General features: G+C 57.5%; 14 protein-coding genes. 4 read left to right on the forward strand and 10 right to left on the reverse strand.

The window, feature by feature from the left end; genetic code table 11:
• Window positions 1–32: 32 nt before the first annotated feature.
• The 10 genes from ccmB to BV390_RS13755 form a co-directional block, all read right to left on the reverse strand.
• Window positions 33–692 carry a heme exporter protein CcmB gene (gene ccmB / locus BV390_RS13710; RefSeq protein ID WP_085397028.1) on the reverse strand — a complete coding sequence of 220 codons (660 nt, stop codon included), beginning with the start codon at window positions 690–692 and terminating at the stop codon, window positions 33–35.
• Complete coding sequence (gene ccmA / locus BV390_RS13715; protein WP_085397029.1) at window positions 689–1,312, reverse strand: cytochrome c biogenesis heme-transporting ATPase CcmA; 624 nt, start codon at window positions 1,310–1,312, stop codon at window positions 689–691. Before ccmA ends, ccmB begins: the two co-directional genes overlap by 4 nt.
• A gap of 83 nt (window positions 1,313–1,395) precedes the next feature.
• Window positions 1,396–2,739 (reverse strand): cytochrome c, encoded by a 1,344-nt coding sequence (locus tag BV390_RS13720; protein ID WP_162180089.1) that lies wholly within the window; start codon window positions 2,737–2,739, stop codon window positions 1,396–1,398.
• Window positions 2,740–2,749: 10 nt separating this feature from the next.
• The gene (locus BV390_RS13725; RefSeq protein WP_085397030.1) at window positions 2,750–4,534 is read right to left on the reverse strand and encodes a GMC family oxidoreductase; all 1,785 of its coding nucleotides are present in this window, start codon (window positions 4,532–4,534) and stop codon (window positions 2,750–2,752) included.
• A gap of 2 nt (window positions 4,535–4,536) precedes the next feature.
• On the reverse strand, window positions 4,537–5,283 hold the full coding sequence (locus BV390_RS13730) for a gluconate 2-dehydrogenase subunit 3 family protein (protein ID WP_032687216.1): 747 nt from the start codon (window positions 5,281–5,283) through the stop codon (window positions 4,537–4,539).
• Window positions 5,284–5,933: 650 nt separating this feature from the next.
• Complete coding sequence (locus BV390_RS13735) at window positions 5,934–7,004, reverse strand: ABC transporter ATP-binding protein (RefSeq protein WP_032687215.1); 1,071 nt, start codon at window positions 7,002–7,004, stop codon at window positions 5,934–5,936.
• Window positions 6,997–8,766, reverse strand: a complete 1,770-nt coding sequence (locus BV390_RS13740; RefSeq protein WP_032687214.1) for an ABC transporter permease — start codon at window positions 8,764–8,766, stop codon at window positions 6,997–6,999. Before BV390_RS13740 ends, BV390_RS13735 begins: the two co-directional genes overlap by 8 nt.
• Window positions 8,767–8,874: 108 nt before the next feature.
• On the reverse strand, window positions 8,875–9,963 hold the full coding sequence (locus BV390_RS13745) for an ABC transporter substrate-binding protein (protein WP_085397031.1): 1,089 nt from the start codon (window positions 9,961–9,963) through the stop codon (window positions 8,875–8,877).
• Between the two features lie 406 nt (window positions 9,964–10,369).
• On the reverse strand, window positions 10,370–11,188 hold the full coding sequence (locus BV390_RS13750) for a phytanoyl-CoA dioxygenase family protein (RefSeq protein WP_032699590.1): 819 nt from the start codon (window positions 11,186–11,188) through the stop codon (window positions 10,370–10,372).
• A gap of 207 nt (window positions 11,189–11,395) precedes the next feature.
• A complete protein-coding gene (locus BV390_RS13755; RefSeq protein ID WP_032687211.1) occupies window positions 11,396–12,310 on the reverse strand; it encodes a LysR family transcriptional regulator in 915 nt (304 codons plus the stop codon).
• Between the two features lie 500 nt (window positions 12,311–12,810).
• Between BV390_RS13755 and BV390_RS13760 the strand changes: the two genes are divergently transcribed.
• From BV390_RS13760 to BV390_RS13775, 4 genes are read left to right on the forward strand one after another with little or no spacing between them, the layout of a single operon-like run.
• Window positions 12,811–14,331, forward strand: a complete 1,521-nt coding sequence (locus BV390_RS13760; protein ID WP_032687209.1) for an amino acid ABC transporter permease/ATP-binding protein — start codon at window positions 12,811–12,813, stop codon at window positions 14,329–14,331.
• Window positions 14,332–14,356: 25 nt separating this feature from the next.
• Window positions 14,357–15,229: a phytanoyl-CoA dioxygenase family protein gene (locus BV390_RS13765; protein WP_032687208.1), complete on the forward strand. Its 873-nt coding sequence runs from the start codon at window positions 14,357–14,359 to the stop codon at window positions 15,227–15,229.
• A 20-nt stretch (window positions 15,230–15,249) separates the two neighbouring features.
• Window positions 15,250–16,068 (forward strand): transporter substrate-binding domain-containing protein, encoded by an 819-nt coding sequence (locus BV390_RS13770; RefSeq protein WP_032697339.1) that lies wholly within the window; start codon window positions 15,250–15,252, stop codon window positions 16,066–16,068.
• A gap of 4 nt (window positions 16,069–16,072) precedes the next feature.
• Entirely contained in the window at window positions 16,073–16,804 is a 732-nt protein-coding gene (locus BV390_RS13775) for a class II aldolase and adducin N-terminal domain-containing protein (RefSeq protein WP_032687206.1), read from the forward strand.
• Window positions 16,805–16,843: the final 39 nt, after the last annotated feature.

Below are 16,843 nucleotides of genomic sequence, written 5' to 3' on the forward strand. Positions count from 1 at the left end.
TTTTATGGCTGCGGCAGCCTCGCCGCAGCGAATTATTGCACCGTCAGCCGTAATGCGGCGGCGGTGGCGAACGGACACAACGTGGCGCTGGCGGCTAAAAACGCCGCCAGAATCGCCAGATAACCATCCACCGGCAGCCCGGCGGTGCCAGCCTGAATGGCGCCGGTGGCAAAAATAAGCAGCGGAACCGACAGCGGCAGCACCAGCAGACTCAGCAGAACCCCGCCGCGCCGCAGCCCGACCGTCAGGCCAACCCCCACCGCACCGAAAAAACTCAGCGTCGGCGTCCCCAGCAGCAGGGTCAACGCCAGTATGCCGGCATCATGGGGCGCCATCCCCAGCAGCAGCGCCGCCAGCGGGGATACCACCAGCAGCGGCAGGCCGGTCATGACCCAATGGGCGAGCACCTTGACCAGTACCACCACCACCAGCGGTGTCGGCAGCAGCAGCAGTTGCTCAAGCGAACCGTCCTGCCAGTCGTCGCGAAACAGGCGGTCCATCACCAGCAGCGCCGCCAGCAGCGCGGCTACCCAGATGATGCCGGGCGCGATTTGCGTCAGCAGCTGCGGGTCGGCGCCGACGCCAAACGGAAACAGGGTGATCACCACCAGGAAAAACCACAGCGGATTGAGAATCTCTGCCCCGTTGCGCCATGCGAGGCGCATTTCGCGGGCAAACAGCGTCCCTGTCATGCGTTTCCCTCCCCCCCGACGCCGAGCCTTAACGTACGCAGCGCGCAGGCCAGCGGACGCAGGGGCTGATGGGTGGTGAGAATCGCGCTGCCGCCCGCCAACACATGCTGCTCCAGTCGACGACTTAAGGTCTCAATCGCCGACGCGTCGAGCGCGGTAAACGGCTCGTCGAGGATCCACAGCGTCGCCGACGTCAACCACAGGCGGGTCAACGCCACCCGCCGCTGCTGTCCGGCCGACAGCTGGCTCAGCGGGACATCTTCATAACCCGCCAGCCCCATTTCGGCCAGCGCCGCTTCTCGCGTCTGCTGCCGGGAGTGCGGGAAGAAGAAATGCAAATTTTCGTCCGCGGTCAGCGCCGTTTTGACGCCGGGCTTATGCCCGAGCCACAGCAGCTGGCGATGAAACGCTTCGCGCACGCTCGCCAGCGGTTCGCCCTGCCAGCTCACCGTACCGCTTTCCGGACGCGCCAGGCCGCACAGCATCCGCAGCAGCGAGGTTTTCCCGGCGCCGTTATCGCCGGCCACCTGCAGGAGTTCACCTGCCCCGACCGTCAAGGTCAGCGCCTGGAACAGCACCCGGTCATCGAAGATGCCGCTCAGTCCTTGCGCATGCAGCATGAATGTACTCTCCTTGGTTCAGACCGCCGTTAGCGTCGACAATCCGTTCGGGATGCGCCACCCGGGCGGCGCATCCACGACGGTTACTGGCCGGAAACCGGCAGTTTCGAGATGTCGACGTTACCTGTCGCCTTCTCATCGCGCACGATCGACTTGTCCTTCCGCACTTTCGCCACATCGCTGGCGCTTACCGGCGGCGCGTTGTTCCCCCAGCTGGTGCGGATAAAGTTGACCACATCCGCCACCTGCTGGTCATCGAGACGCCAGCCGAACGAGGGCATGGTCAGATTAGAGACCGCATTTTTCACCGCCGGCGTGGTGCTGCCGGTGAGGATAATGTGGATGAGCGACGTCGCATCTTCGGTCTGTACAACCGGGTTGCCCTTCAGCGACGGGAAGGCGCGCTGGTAACCCACGCCATCGGTACGGTGGCAGGCCGCGCAGTTATCGACGTACAGCGCCGCGCCGGGCTTACTGTCATCGCCCTTCCACAGATCCTTCGCCACGCTGTCTTCTACCGGCGCGGGGGTCTGTTTTCCGCCACGCGGCGGCAGCGACTTCAGATAGCGGGCAATGGCGGTGATATCGTCATCAGAGAGATACTGCAGGCTGTGTTCCACAACATCGCTCATTCCCCCGAAGACCACGGACTTATCGTTACGCCCGGTTTTCAGGAACTCCGCCAGTTCGGCTTCGCTCCATGTGCCCAGGCCGTCGCGATTTTCGCCGCGCAGGCTGGAAGCGACCCAGCCGTCAATCGGCGCATTGCTGCCCGCCAGATAGTCGTCACCCTCGCTTTCGCTAAGCGCTTTTTCCTGCATCGTCAGGCTGCGCGGCGTGTGGCAGGCCCCACAGTGACCGAGCCCCTCGACCAGATAGCGCCCGCGTTCCAGCACCGGGTCGACCTGTGGATTAGCGACAAAATCAGCCGGCGTCGGAGCGAAGATCCCGCGCCAGAACGCCAGCGGCCAGCGCATTGACAGCGGCCACGGGATATCGCTATCGCGATTCGCCTCGGCCACCGGCGCCACCCCATGCATAAAGTAGGCGTACATCGCGCGCATATCCGCCTCGCTCACCCGAGCGAATGAGGGGTACGGCATCGCCGGATAGAGGGTTGAGCCATCCTTGCGAACCCCTTTACGTACCGCATCGTCGAACTCCTCGAAGGTGTAGCCGCCGATGCCGTGGACGCTGTCCGGGGTAATGTTAGTGGAGTAAATCGTGCCAATTGGCGTCTCCATCGCCAGGCCGCCGGCAAAAGGTTTCCCCTCTTTACCGTTGGTGTGACAGGCCACGCAGTCCCCGGCCCGCGCCAGATACTCGCCCTGCTGAATCAAATTGCTGTCCGCGGGAGCCTCTTCGGCAAACGCCGCACAGCTTAACGCACCGAGCACCAGTGCCGATAACCATTGCATTTTCATCATTTGCCTTCCTTTATGCCTGCACCAGTGGACCCGGTTTTTTCAGGTACCGTTCACGGATCGCTTTTGCTGACCAGTAGGCCAGCGCGGCCACCGTCCCGGTCGGGTTATAGCCCAGGCCCTGCGGGAAGGCAGAGGCGCCGATAACAAAGACGTTGTGTACGTCCCAGCTTTGCAGGTAGCGGTTCACCGCGCTGGTTTTCGGGTCTTCGCCCATCACCGCGCCGCCGTTCATATGGGTGGTCTGGTAGCTGGTGGTGTCAAAGTGGCTGTTGGCATTTTTCGGGCTGCCGAGCAGATATTTCGGCTTCATCGCTTTGGCGATCGGCGCCATCTTATCGAACATGAACTGCGCCATCTTGATGTCGTTTTCCTGCCAGTCAAAGGTCATGCGCAGCAGCGGCTGGCCGAAGACGTTTTTGTAGTTCGGGTCGAGATCGAGATAGTTCTGGCGATAGGACTGGTGCGCGCCGTGGGCGTCCATCGACAGATGATGGGTGTAGGTATCGGCAACCGCCGATTTCCACTTGCTGCCCCATGCCGGCGTCCCCGGAGGAACCGGTAGCCCGGAGACAGGCTTGGTCCCGGCCTGGTTGACCCAGAACGGCGAGCCGCCGACAAAGCCGGCCTCGGCATGGTCGAAGTTATCGGCGTTAAAGTCATCCACCCCGACACCGTTACCACCGGCGCCGATAAACGGGTTGGTAAAGGTATCCTTATCAAAAATAGCCTTGATGGTGGTCATATTCTGGTAAGCGAAGTTGCGACCCACCACCCCTTCACCGGTTTGCGGATCGTAGGGTTTACCGATGCCGGAGAGCAGCATCAGGTGAACATTGTGGAACTGGAAGGCGCCGACAATCACCAAATCTGCCGGCTGCTCCATTTCGCGCCCCTGGCCGTCGACGTAGGTCACGCCGGTGGCGCGCTGCTTATCGGCGGTCAGATTGACCTTCAGAACATTAGCGTTGGTGCGCAGCTCAAAGCGCTTTTCCTGGCGCAGCGCGGGCAGGATGTTGACGTTCGGCGAGGCTTTGGAATACATGTAGCAGGCGTAGCCGCTGCAGTAGCCGCAGAAGTTGCACGGTCCCATCTGCGCGCCGTAAGGGTTGGTGTAGGAGTCCGAGGTATTCGCCGACGGCAGATTGTAGGGGTGGTAACCCACTTCCCGCGCCGCTTTCTCAAACAGCTGCGCAGACCAGGTGTTTTTCTGTGCCGGCAGCGGGAAGTCGTCCGAACGATCCGGCGCAAAGGCGTTGCCGCCGCGCCCTTTGCCGACGACCTGCCCCTTCACCGACCAGGCGGTACCGGAGGTGCCAAAGACCTTTTCGGCCTTATCGAAGAAGGGCTCCAGCTCGTCGTAGGTGACGCCGAAATCCTGAATAATCATATCCTGCGGGATAAAACCTTTGCCGTAGCGCTCTTCATAGTGGCTGCGCATGCGCAGTTCTATCGGATCCACGCGGAAATGGACCCCGGACCAGTGCAGACCGGCGCCACCGACGCCGGTCCCCGGCAAAAAGGCCGCCAGCTGACGATACGGTACCGCCTGCTGGCTGGTGTTGTGACGAATAGTGACGGTGCTTTTCGACAGATCCTGGAACAACTTACGGCGAATATTGTAAGTCAGCTCGTCAACCACCTGCGGATAAGCACCGTCAGGCCAGGTATCGCGCATCGGGCCGCGCTCCAGCGCGACAACATTTAATCCGGCTTCGGTCAGCTCTTTGGCCATAATGGCGCCAACCCAGCCAAAGCCCACAATCGCGACGTCGGTTTTTTTCAGTACGGTGGCCATCGTTATGCCCTCTCCCCATTAATTGATACCGGCGGGAGGGGATAGCGTTCACCCCGTTCAACCCAGTCCATAAAGTCGGCGCGTGCGCCGGGAAAATTAATCAGCGTCCAGCCAACCATGCCTTTGTTACCGCCATGAATCGGATCGCTGAAGAAACCTTCGCGGGTGTTTTGCAGCAGATACGAGAAGAACAGCGAAGACGGCAGCTGTTTAAAGGCGGCGCTACCGGCTTCAAACTGGCTTAAGGCGGCATCCTGTTGTTCCGGGGTCAAACCGGCGAACGGCTGGTGATACTGGCCCTGGCACCATTCATCGGCGTCGGCAATCCCGAGGTTGTAAATCTGTTTGGGGACCAGCGGCAGCTGATAACCCATCTCTTTTGGCACATCGGGGTTAAACGGCCCCTGCATATACCAGATGGAACCGGTGGCATACGGAGTATTCATCTGACGGTCGATAAACTCCGGTACGCCGGCTTCGCGTGCGCCCGGCCCCAGCTCATCGGCCGGAATGAGGCGCGCTACCGCGGCGTTGATAAATGCCCACTCGCGCTCGTTAAAAAACTGCGGTTTCCACTCGCCGGTGGTCGCGGAAGCGGATCCGGCGGCAGGGGCACTCTCCGCCGCCTGCGCGGTAGCGGCGGCGGCAACCGCGCCGACGCTGCCGCTACCGATCACGACCGTTGGTATCAAAGCCATTGATTTTACTAAAAAATCACGCCTCGAATTATTGGTTTTTTCGCTCGACATTTTCACATTCCTGTCAATTAAGTTACTGATTTTGTTATTACAAGCCCAGCAAACGCCGCTTTGGAACCGATTCCAGAAAGATGCCGCTTTAGCGGACCTGCTGGCACGACGCCATTAAGTCGTACAAAAAATTAATCGCCACTGGCGATGATGTTTATAGAGTTATCGTTTGGATATTAGTCGATTCTCATACGCCGTCATGAAAAAAAGGAAAATATCCCTTTTCATTTACTAATCAGAACGCGTATTCAATATCCAGAGTGCAGAAATTGGGGGTGGAATCAGTTCCGGCACGGATCTGACCACCGCCTCAAAAAGAGTGACATGTGTCACAAATGTTGCTTTTTTGTTTATGGTACATGGCTGTCTTGCAGCGTGCAAACGTAAGATTCCGTAAAAAGTAGACAATTTGAGCGGTTAAATTTATTAATAACGGATATTAACCATATTTCGCGCCACGCTTATTCGCTGAGGGACAAGCAGGAATGACGGCGGCGATGAATTATTCGCCGCGACGGTGAAAAGCGGCCGAATATAGAATTACCGCAGGGAAATGGTTTCTTAACGGAATATTTTCATGGCGCCAGTATCACGCTATTTATTGCGCGGACGGCGCTATCGCTATCGCCGTCCGCCACAGACGTTCAGGCTTACGCTCGCGGGAAAATCCACAGATCGTTGACCGGGAAGGTCAGGTGACAATGCTCCGTATTGCGCAGCGATGAACCATAGGCGCGAATGGCGAAATCATCTCCCCGGGTACGGAACAGGTACTCCCAGCGGTCGCCGAGATACATACTGGTTAACAGCGGTAGCTCCAGCATATTATCCTGGGGCGTCGCCCCAAGGCACAGGCGCTCTACGCGGATCACCGCCGTCGCATCCTGCCCGACGTTGACCCGTCCGTCCGCCATCCCCCAGAGCGCCCAGCTTGCCCCTTCAATCCGCGCCCGTCCGTCCACCACATCGGTAATCTTACCGTGCAGGCGGTTATTGCTGCCCATGAACTCGGCGGCAAACAGCGTCGCCGGATTGCCGTACATCTCCTGCGGCGTCCCCTGCTGTTCAATCACGCCATTGTTGAGCAGCAGGATACGATCGGAAATCGCCATCGCTTCGTTCTGATCGTGCGTGACCATCAGCGCCGACAGCCCCAGTTTGATAATCAGCTCGCGCAGAAACACCCGCGCCTCTTCGCGTAATTTGGCGTCAAGGTTCGACAGCGGTTCATCAAGCAGGATAACCGGCGGGTTGTAGACCAGCGCCCGCCCAATCGCCACCCGCTGCTGCTGCCCTCCCGATAGCTGATGCGGATGGCGGTTGCCGAGGTGCCCCAGCCCCAGCTGATCGAGCACCGCCTGCACCCGCTGTTTCATTTCGCCAGAGGCGACTTTACGCAGCCTGAGCGGGTAGGCGACGTTCTCGAAAACCGTTTTGTGCGGCCACAGAGCATAGGACTGAAACACCAGACCAAGATTACGCGCCTCGGCCGGAATTTCGCTGCGCGGATTGCCGTCATAGACCGTCTGCTTGCCGATAGCGATCCGCCCGCCGGTAGGCTTCTCCAGCCCGGCAACCGCGCGCAGCAAGGTGGTTTTCCCGCTGCCCGACGGCCCCAACAGCGACACCACTTCTCCCCGCTTCAGCGTCATCGACACCCCTTTCAGCACCGGATTGTCGCCATAGGTCAGATGCAAATTTTCTACTGATAATTCAATCATGTAATTTCACTCCAAAGCGCAGGGCGATACCCAACCCGACCACCACCAGCAGGATATTGATAAACGAGAGCGCGGCGACAATATCGATAGCTCCCGCAGCCCACAGCGAGACCAGCATCGAACCAATGGTCTCCGTTCCCGGCGAGAGCAGATAGACGCCGGTGGAATACTCACGCTCAAAGATCAGAAACATCAGCAGCCAGGAGCCAATCAGGCCGTAGCGCGACAGCGGCACCGTAACGTGGCGCGTGACCTGGCCCCGCGAGGCACCGTTGCTCCGGGCGGCTTCTTCCAGCTCCGGCGCCACCTGGAGCAGGGTTGAGGAGATTAACCGCAGCCCATAGGCCATCCACACGACGGTATAGGCCAGCCAGACGCTGAAAATGGTATTGCGCAACGCCCGCAGCTGCACAATCAAATGTTCGCGCAGCCAGTCGGCCACCGGCAGCGCGGAGAGCCAGCCATTTTTCAGCGACTGATCCAGCCACATCGGCAGGAACAAAAACACCCACAGGAACGCCAGTCCGGCCAGCAGGCCCGGCACCGCACGCGGAACCAGCACGCTGTAGTCGAGAAAACGCGTGACATTGTCCGCTTTGCGATGCATCGCAATCCCGACAAACAGATAGCAGATCACCGCCAGCGCGCCGCCGAAAATACCGATGGCCATGGAGTTGACGATGGCCCGCAGCAGGTTCGGCTGCTGCCAGATATTACGGAAGGTCGCCAGCGAGAGTTCATCCCAGAGAGAAACCCCCACTCCCCAGTTGGAGATAAACGCCCGCATGGCCACGCCAATCAGCGGCACGCCGATAGTCACGGTCAGCCAGAAAACCACCACCCCACCGGCAACCCAGCGCCACTTGCCGAGCGGTAGCGCTCGCGCCTGCGACGCTTTGCCTTTCATGGTCACAAACCGATTGGCCGTGCGCATCAGACGACGCTGCAACATGACCAGTGGAATAGTGATACAGATAAGCACGACCGCCACCGCCGCCATCAGATGATAGGAGGGCGTACCGAGTTTATTGGTGAGTTTATACAGGTAGGTGGCCAGCACCATGTTGCCTTCCGGGTCTCCCAGCACCAGCATCAGACCAAACACTTCGAGGCCGAGGAAAAACAGCAGCACGCAGGCATAGAGAATGGACGGACGGACCATCGGCAGGCTGACCGAGGTCATCACCTGAAGCGGAGATGCCCCCACGGTCCGCGCCGCCTCTTCGACATCCGAACCGACGCTACGCAGCGCGGAGGAGATATAGAGATAGGCGTGCGGGACGTGGGTCAACCCGGCAATCACCACAATGCTGAACATGGAGTAGATATTCCACGGCACAAACCCCAGCAGTTGCTCTGCCCATTGCGAGAAAAACCCGACCGGTCCGGCCGCCACCACATAGCCAAAAGCCAGTACCATCGGAGAAACAAAAATCGGCACCAGAATCAGCGGTTCAATAAACCGACGCCCGGGCAAATCAGTACGCACCATTAAGAACGCGAGGATCCCGCCCAGCGGTATCGCAATCAGCACCAGCCCCACCGCCAGAATAAAACCGGACTTCAGCGCGAGATAAAAGTCAGGGTCGGTAAAAATAAACTCAAAGGCCCCGAGGCTGAATTCTTTGCTGCGGGCAAAAAACGGGGCGGAAAGAAAGCTCTGCACCACGATAAATAACAGCGGGATATAAATCACTAATGCCGTTATCACTACCACGATGCCGCGCGGTAGCCCCTGCCACTTTCTGCGTATTACATTCATAGCTTATCCCTTTGGTCAGGCGCGGAGTACAAACCAGACGGGTGTTGAAAACCGGGAATACCCGGCGCGAAAAGGTGGCGCATCCGATGATGCGCCTCCTGGCAGGTATTATTTTGCGGCGGCGGTACGCCATTGTTTGATAAATTCCAGACGTTTTTTCGGTTCCAGATATTCCAGTAACGTTTCATCAACCGGAATCGGCTTCAGCGCGTTACCCAACATTTTAGTCATTCCGTCGATATCATTTTTGCCTTCGATATCGTTACGAATAGAGGGAATATCCGCCTGATTAGCCAGAATACTCTGCCCTTTTTCCGACAGGACATAATCGAACCACAGTCTGGCGGCATTCGGGTGTGCGGATTCCTGGGTAATAAACGAGACCCGCGACAATACCAGCACATAATCTTTTGGATATGAAATCCCCAATGACGGATCGGTTTTCGCCCGCGCCTCGGCGTAGGAGCCGAGAATGTTATAGCCCAGCAGGTTTTCACCCGAGGAGACCCTCTCCATCATGGTGCCGGTTGAGGACTGCACGGTCAGGCCGCCTTTCGCCATCCCGGCCAGATCGGCGAAATAGTTAGCGTCGGCTTTGCTGTCCTGTACCGCCAGCATGAAGCCCAGTCCCGATTTCTCAATATCGTAGGTGGTCACTTTGCCTTTGAATTTATCCGCCTGCGCGGTAACCAGTTTTGCCAGCGCGGTGTGTGAATCCGGGACATCCCCCTGCGGAATCAAGCGTTTGTTATAGATAAAGACCACCGGTTCATAGGTGGTTCCATAGGCTTTTTGCTGCCACACCGCCCATTTCGGCAGCTTGCTCAGTTCAGGAGAGGCGTACTTTTCGGCATAATCCGTCGCCAGTTTTAGCGCCGTATCCATCGATGAACTCCAGACGACATCGCCGCTCCCGCCGCCCGCCGCCTGCTCGCTGATATAGCGGTTATAGAGTTCGGTACTGTTCATATCGTTATATTCAACTTTGATCCCAGGGTACTGCACCTCGAACCCTTTAATTAACGGGCCTGCGGCTTTGGTATCCGTCGTCGAATAGATGACGACCTTGCCCTCTTTCACCCCGGCATCAACCACTTTTTGATAATCAGCCGGGTAACCCTGGGGTAATTCTGCCAGAACGGAACAGGAGAAGACTGTCGTCAGTGAAACCACTAAACCACCAATTTTCCTATACATAAAACCAACCCTTAATTATCATTTATTAAACACAAATTTAACATATAGCGAGACGTCAGGACCTTGCAATGACGGGGGGTGTTTTTTTCCGGCTTTTGTGACGCTGGCGTAATTTAAATAAACGGGCGCCAACGGCGGTCAAAAATTGAGGAATAAGGCGAAGAATATTTCCCCACGCCCGGAAACAAATATTAAGACAACCTTAAGAATCAGCTGAGATGTTGATAAAACGGGGGCAGTGCCTTCCCTGCAAGGAATGGCTGCAGGCCAGAATTGACCTGCAGAAGGGCAATTTTCCGCCACTAAATGGCGTTGCGGGAAATAATACGGGCGGTATGGCTAACAGCAGAAAAAGGGGGTCGGGAAAATTCAGGCCGGGAGGAGACGGCCCGGTGATGATTCAACATCACTCTCGCGGCCAGACCCGGGGAAACAGCGGAGAGACCAGCGCCTCGCCATCTTTCAGCGTCAGCTCCGGGAACGGCGGCGAGGTGACGCCGCCGCGATCGGCGAAGGTGGCGTCATCCCCGACCCAGCGAGCGGAAAAGACCCGTCGCGCGCGCGCGGTCGCATTGCCCCTCGCGCCGTGCAGCGTCCGGTAATGAAAGGCGACCGCATCTCCCGGCTCCAGCGCCCAGCTGACAATATCGTAATCATCCTGATGCGCATCAATATCCGGCAGCTCTTTAAAACGGCTGTGCGCGTAGAGCTTTGAGCCGTTAAAACGGGTTGGGCTGTACTCGTCGCCCCAGCGGTGGGAGCCGCGGATGCAGCGCAGCGAGATCGCTTCCGCCACCGGGTCCAGCGGGATCCAGAAGCTGACGTTTTGCTGCCCGTCGACGCAATAATAGGGCTGATCGTGATGCCAGGGCGTCACCGTGCTGCCGCCGGGCGGCTTCACCAGCGTATGTTCATGGAAAAACGTTGCCGTCTTCGATTGCATCAGCGCAGCGGCGATTTCCGCCGCCGGCGAATGCAGGACAAAGCGTTCAAAGTCAGGGATTCGCGACCAGTTACAATAATCCTGAAAAAACGGGGCGGAGCCATCTTTCGGCACCACCGTGCGGGCGTGGCCATACTCGCTGGGGTTGGCCATCAGCTCCGCGACGCCGGCGGCCAGGCTTTCAATCCACGGCCTGAACACCCCCTTCAGCAACACGACGCCATCCTGCTGATAGCTGTCGATGGTCTGCGAATCAATATGTGGGTCACGCTGATTTTGCATAGCTAACCTTCCTGTGTGGAGAGATGAGGTGGCAGGAGGTGACCCTGGCAGGGCCAGCTATTTAGCCACCGCGAATGGAACCCCTACAGGTTATTTAATCTGCCATCACAGGTAAATTATTATAAAACGAGTCGCTGAATAGAAAATTACGAGCCTTAATGGCAGTGAAAAAATAAATAAGCCTGCGGTGATCGCAGGCTTATTTATTCAAAAATGTGCGGGGGTTAATTCAATACTGCGGCAATAGTCCATAAACAGTTGCGTCGGTCGGGTCGGTTCATTATTGGCAAGATGCGCCATAATTAATGTCGACGCGGGCATATCATCTTCAATATCTAATTGCACCAGTCTCTCGCCGTCATAGGTCATATCGCACAACGGCCGGGTGACTAATACCGAAAATCCTAGCCCCTGTCCCACCATACAGCGCACCATTTCGATGGAGGGTGAACTGTAGGCGACTTCAGGGTGATAGCCCTTCTCTTTAAATATGGTGATGAAATAATTCTTGCTGGGCACCGCATCGAGCAAAATCATCGGTTCATGGCTGAGCTCCTGCAAGGTAACGCTATTTTTCTGCGCTAATGGATGGCTGGCCGGCAGCAGCGCATAGGGTTTATGCGGCGCATTCAGCATCTCTTTATTAACCGAATGGCCTAATTCCAGATCGTAGACCAGCGCCAGGTCGAAGCGCCCGCGATGCAGACCGTGCATTAACTCATGCTGTTCGCCGTCATACAGCTGGAGGGTGATGTCGGGGTACATTTTTTTAAACCCGGCGACCAGCTTTGGCATGTACAGCGGCGCGACGGACTCAAAGCAGCCGACGGAAATCGTCCCGGAAACCAGCTCTTTATCGGCGCGGGAGTTTTGTTCAAACTCATAGGAGAGCCGCAGCAGCTCTTTTGCTTTCTCATAAAAGCGCCTTCCGCAGGAGGTCAGCGAGACGCCCTGGGCGTGATGGCGAATAAACAGCTGCTGCTCAAAAGTGCTTTCAAGGTTTTTAATGGCAATCGAGATCGACGGCTGGGCAATATGGAGCTGCCGGGAGGCTTCAGCAATACTCTCGGTCTCTACAACGGTGACGAAGTATTTAAGTTGTTTGAGCGTGAATCGCGTCATAGCCTTACCCTTTACGAAATATTGTCACAAGCGGAAACGGGATAGTTTCCTGATATGCAATTTGCAAGCATCGTGCCATTTCGCTATAGATTCGTTTATTTCCTCGCTGAGCAAATGATTTATTTAGCGTCGCGGCGCAGTGAAAATCATGGCGACACCGCTGCATCCGTTTAATTGCACCAACCTGAATCACGCTGCACCAAATTAATTCTTCATGCGCCCCAATATGGTACAACTCGCGATTTAAAGGCCGGTTCCGTTATCCCCTCCGTGTAATTGTTTTTTTAATGTTTAGTTCTTGTTTCGCACTCATTGCTTTAAATTTATTGAAATTAATCCACCTGTATAGTTTTTTTAAACTTAAAGACCAAAAATTTACTAATTGCCTCGCAGCGAAAACTGCCAGCATAGTGTTATTGCAAGATAAACCCTGGCGATGCCCCATTTTTGATCATCGGTATCGCATTCATGTCCGTTAATTATGGCGAGTGAAATAGCCCATGACGTTTAACTGGAACTACATGTTAAGTCTGCTCAGCGATGCAGATTTTTGGCAGGCCACCTGGACCGTCATTAAATTAAGTCTGCTGACCTGGGGTTGCAGTATTGTGCTGGGATTTGTTCTCGCCCTGGCCAAGCAGTCGCCGCGCAAACTGTTTAATCTTCCGGCGCGGCTCTATATCTGGCTGTTTCGCAGCCTGCCGCTGCTGGTACTGCTGATATTCGTCTATAACCTGCCCCAGGCGGTGCCGTCGTCAGCGCCAGTGCTCAACGACCCGTTCTGGGCCGGTCTGCTGGCGATGGTGCTAAGTGAAGCCGCCTATGTCGCCGAAATCCACCGGGGTGGCCTGCTGTCGATACCTAAAGGCCAGAGCGAAGCCGCCCGGGCGCTGGGACTGCGCTATGCCGGTACCCAATGGCGGGTGATTATTCCCCAGGCGCTGCGCGTCGCCCTCCCCGCGCTGGCCAACGAATATATTGCCGTCGTGAAGCTCAGCTCGCTGGTGTCGGTTATCTCCCTGACCGAGATTTTAATGGTCGGCCAGCGTCTTTATTCACAAAACTTCCTGGTGATGGAAACCATGGCGGCGGTGGCGTTCTACTATGTGTTGATTGTGACCGTTTTCGACTTCCTGCTCAAACGCCTGGAGAGCTATCTCGACGTCACCCGGCGGAAAGTCACGCGCCCCATCGACAGCGAGATGCAGCGGCTGGCAACGCAAACACGCCCGGCAACCGTGCGCAGCGCGGTCGATAACTCGCAGCCGGCGCTGCAGGCGTCAAAACTGCACAAAGCCTATAACAACGTGGAAGTGCTCGGGGCCGTCAGCCTGCAAATTCAGCCGGGAGAGGTGGTCTCGGTGATTGGCCCCTCCGGCTCCGGGAAAACCACGCTGATCCGCCTGCTCAACGGACTTGAGCAGATCGACAACGGTGAAATTCGCATCAACGGCCAGCCGTTTATTCACCTCGATCGCCAGGGGGTGCAGAAACCGCGTTTTATGGAAAACGCGCAGTACCGCCTCAACATCGGCATGGTCTTCCAGAGTTTTAACCTGTTCCCCCATCTGACGGTTCTCGGCAATCTGCTGCTGGCGCCGCGCTACCATCGGCTGGCCCCGGAAGCCGAGCTGAAGCAGCAGGCCTGCGAATTACTGCATAAGGTCGGCATGCTGGAGCACGCGTGGAAATATCCGCACCAGCTTTCTGGCGGCCAGCAACAGCGCGTCGCCATTGCCCGGGCCCTGATGATGCGACCGCAAATCATGCTGTTCGATGAACCCACCTCGGCGCTTGACCCGGAAAAGGTCAATGAAGTGCTCCAGGTTATCGAATCGCTGGCCCATGAAGGCATCACCATGGTCATCGTGACCCACGAAATGAATTTTGCCTTCAAAGTCTCTGACCGGATTGTCTTTATGGAAAAAGGGCGCGTGGTATGCGACGACACGCCGCAGGCGATGCGCGACGGCAACCATCCGCGCGTTGACGCCTTCCTGAAAGATGTCTCCCTGGCTTAACTCTCCGCTTGTGAAAGGAAAAATTATGATCGCGCAGTGGCAAATCGAACAGTTTCATCAGCAGGGTTTTCTGGTGGTCGAAGGGGTGCTGTCCCCTGACGAAATCGCCGCCTTGCAGCAGGATTTTGACGGTTGGGTCGAAGAGAGCCGCCGCCATACCGAGGTGTGGGGCGAGACGCTGGACGGTCGCCCGCGTTTCGACCTTGAAGGGGATCACCGCGCCGATCACCCTTCTCTGCGCCGGGTCAGTTCGCCGACGGAGATTTCCGTCGCCTTCGAACATGCCGCCCTGCAATCGCGCATGGCGACCATCGCCGCCCAGCTGATCGGCGGCAGCGGCACCCGTTTTCATCACAGCAAAATCAACTCCAAGCTGCCGTTTACCGCGACGCAGGTGAAATGGCATCAGGATTTTCTGTTCACGCCGCACAGCAATGACGACATCATCACTGCCCTGCTGATGGTCAGCGACGTCACGCCGGAAAACGGCCCGCTGAACGTGGTGCCGGGGAGCCACAAGGGGCCGCTGTGGTCCCACTGGCAGGACGGGCGTTTTACCGGCTCGGTTGACGACGAGGTGGTATCCGAGCAGTGCCAGCAGCCCGAAGCCTGCTTTGGCCCGTCAGGCTCGGTGTGCTTTATGCATACCCGCCTGCTCCACGCCTCGAGCCCCAATGAAACCGAACAGCCGCGGACGCTGTTTATCAGCGTTTACGCCGCCGAGGACGCCCTGCCCTTTGGCGAAAACCCCTTGCCAAGCCTGCACGCGGGCCAGCTGGTGGCCGGCGTGGAGAGCGGCCTGGTACGCAGCGCCGCCAACCAGCTACGTTTGCCGCAGAAGCCGCGCGGCGCCTCATTCTTCGTTCAGCAAGCCGGCCACGATCTTGCCAGCATGTAATGTCATCCCTGGAGGTTTTTATGAAACGCTTTAATGTTCTGCTTCTTTGCACCGCTGGCGCCCTGACCTCGTTCAGCACTTTTGCGGCGTTCCTGCAGCCGGGGAAAATTACCGCCGGTTCGGATATGACCTTTTATCCTTATGAATATATGCAAAACAATCAACCGGCCGGTTTTGATATTGAGTTTCTCGCCGGTCTGGCTAAAACCATTGGCCGTGAGGCGGTGAATACCGATACCCGCTTTCCTAATCTGATCCCCGGTCTGCAGGGCGGGCGGTTCGACATTACCAACTCCTCGATGTATATCACCGCCGAACGCCTGAAGGTGATCGACATGGTGCCGTACCTGAAAAGCGGCGAATCGATCCTGGCGCTTAAAGGCGCCAGCTATCAGCCCAAAACTCCGGAAGCGTTCTGCGGCCATAAAATCGGCTCGATGGGAGCCACCTCCTGGCTGGCGCAGCTGCAAAAACTGTCGGCGGACTATTGCGTGAAGAAAGGCCTGCCGCCCATTGTGCTGAGCGAGTACAGCACCGACCCGCAAACCACCCAGGCGCTGCTGTCGCGGGCGGTGGAGGCGCAGATTACCGACGCGGCGGTCGCGCGTGGCGTCGTTGAGAAGTTGGGCGACCGGATCGTTATCTCTTCCGATACCTTAATTTACCCGGTGCTCAACGGCTTTGGCGTCAAAAAAGGCAACAGCGAAGTGAAAAGCGCCCTTGAGGAGGGGCTGAAGAAATTCAGCGCCACGCCGGAATACGCGGCGCTGCTGAAAAAATATCACTTCCAGCCGCCGACGGAAGACGACCTGAAAACCCTGATGCCAAAAGCGGAGTAAGGCGATGGCTTACTCTTTCGAAGAACAAACGCGGATCGATCTGGCGGCGACCTTTCGCATCATCGCGCATCTCGGCATGCATGAGGCCGTCGCCAACCACTTTAGCGCGGCCCTGTCGGCGGACGGCAAAAAGTTTCTGCTGAATCCGAAGTGGAAACACTTTTCGCGGATCCGCGCCAGCGACCTGCTGCTGCTCGATGCCGATGATGAAGCGACCGCGCTGCGGCCGGACGTGGACGCCACCGCATGGGCGATCCACGGCCAGATTCATCAGCGGCTGCCGCAGGCGCGGGCGGTGCTGCATCTGCACCCGATCTACACCACCAGCGTCGCCTGCCTGGCGAACCCGCAGATCCTGCCGGTCGATCAGAATAGCGCGCGCTATTTTAATCGTGTGGCGGTGGATACGCTGTACGGCGGAATGGCGGATACCGTCGCCGAAGGGGCGAGACTGGCCGGGCTGTTGGCGGATAAGCGCCGCCTGCTGATGGGCAACCACGGGGTACTGGTTACCGCCGCGACCATCGGCGAGGCGTTTGACGATATCTGGACGCTGGAGCGGGCCTGTCAGATTCTGGTCACCGCGTGGTCAACCGGCCAGCCGCTGAAGGTGTTGTCGGCTGAGGTGGCGGAGAAAACCGCCCAGGACTGGGAGAACATTGCCGATTTTTCCCGCCAGCACTTCGCCGAGATGAAGCAGCTGATGATAGATGCCGATCCTTCGCTGCTGGACTGAGCGATGCCCCCTCTCCCGGGCCGACGCCCGGGATATCGC

This window comes from Klebsiella sp. YJ, assembly GCF_002108615.1.
Lineage (GTDB): Bacteria > Pseudomonadota > Gammaproteobacteria > Enterobacterales > Enterobacteriaceae > Klebsiella > Klebsiella planticola.

Excerpts from the sequence above, each read along its gene's own strand:
- BV390_RS13735 (WP_032687215.1), bottom strand. The coding sequence starts at position 7,004 with ATGATTGAATTATCAGTAGAAAATTTGCATCTGACCTATGGCGACAAT.
- BV390_RS13760 (WP_032687209.1), top strand. The coding sequence starts at position 12,811 with ATGACGTTTAACTGGAACTACATGTTAAGTCTGCTCAGCGATGCAGAT.
- ccmA (WP_085397029.1), bottom strand. The coding sequence starts at position 1,312 with ATGCTGCATGCGCAAGGACTGAGCGGCATCTTCGATGACCGGGTGCTG.
- BV390_RS13740 (WP_032687214.1), bottom strand. The coding sequence starts at position 8,766 with ATGAATGTAATACGCAGAAAGTGGCAGGGGCTACCGCGCGGCATCGTG.
- BV390_RS13750 (WP_032699590.1), bottom strand. The coding sequence starts at position 11,188 with ATGCAAAATCAGCGTGACCCACATATTGATTCGCAGACCATCGACAGC.
- ccmB (WP_085397028.1), bottom strand. The coding sequence starts at position 692 with ATGACAGGGACGCTGTTTGCCCGCGAAATGCGCCTCGCATGGCGCAAC.
- BV390_RS13725 (WP_085397030.1), bottom strand. The coding sequence starts at position 4,534 with ATGGCCACCGTACTGAAAAAAACCGACGTCGCGATTGTGGGCTTTGGC.
- BV390_RS13765 (WP_032687208.1), top strand. The coding sequence starts at position 14,357 with ATGATCGCGCAGTGGCAAATCGAACAGTTTCATCAGCAGGGTTTTCTG.
- BV390_RS13745 (WP_085397031.1), bottom strand. The coding sequence starts at position 9,963 with ATGTATAGGAAAATTGGTGGTTTAGTGGTTTCACTGACGACAGTCTTC.
- BV390_RS13770 (WP_032697339.1), top strand. The coding sequence starts at position 15,250 with ATGAAACGCTTTAATGTTCTGCTTCTTTGCACCGCTGGCGCCCTGACC.
- BV390_RS13755 (WP_032687211.1), bottom strand. The coding sequence starts at position 12,310 with ATGACGCGATTCACGCTCAAACAACTTAAATACTTCGTCACCGTTGTA.
- BV390_RS13775 (WP_032687206.1), top strand. The coding sequence starts at position 16,073 with ATGGCTTACTCTTTCGAAGAACAAACGCGGATCGATCTGGCGGCGACC.
- BV390_RS13730 (WP_032687216.1), bottom strand. The coding sequence starts at position 5,283 with ATGTCGAGCGAAAAAACCAATAATTCGAGGCGTGATTTTTTAGTAAAA.
- BV390_RS13720 (WP_162180089.1), bottom strand. The coding sequence starts at position 2,739 with ATGATGAAAATGCAATGGTTATCGGCACTGGTGCTCGGTGCGTTAAGC.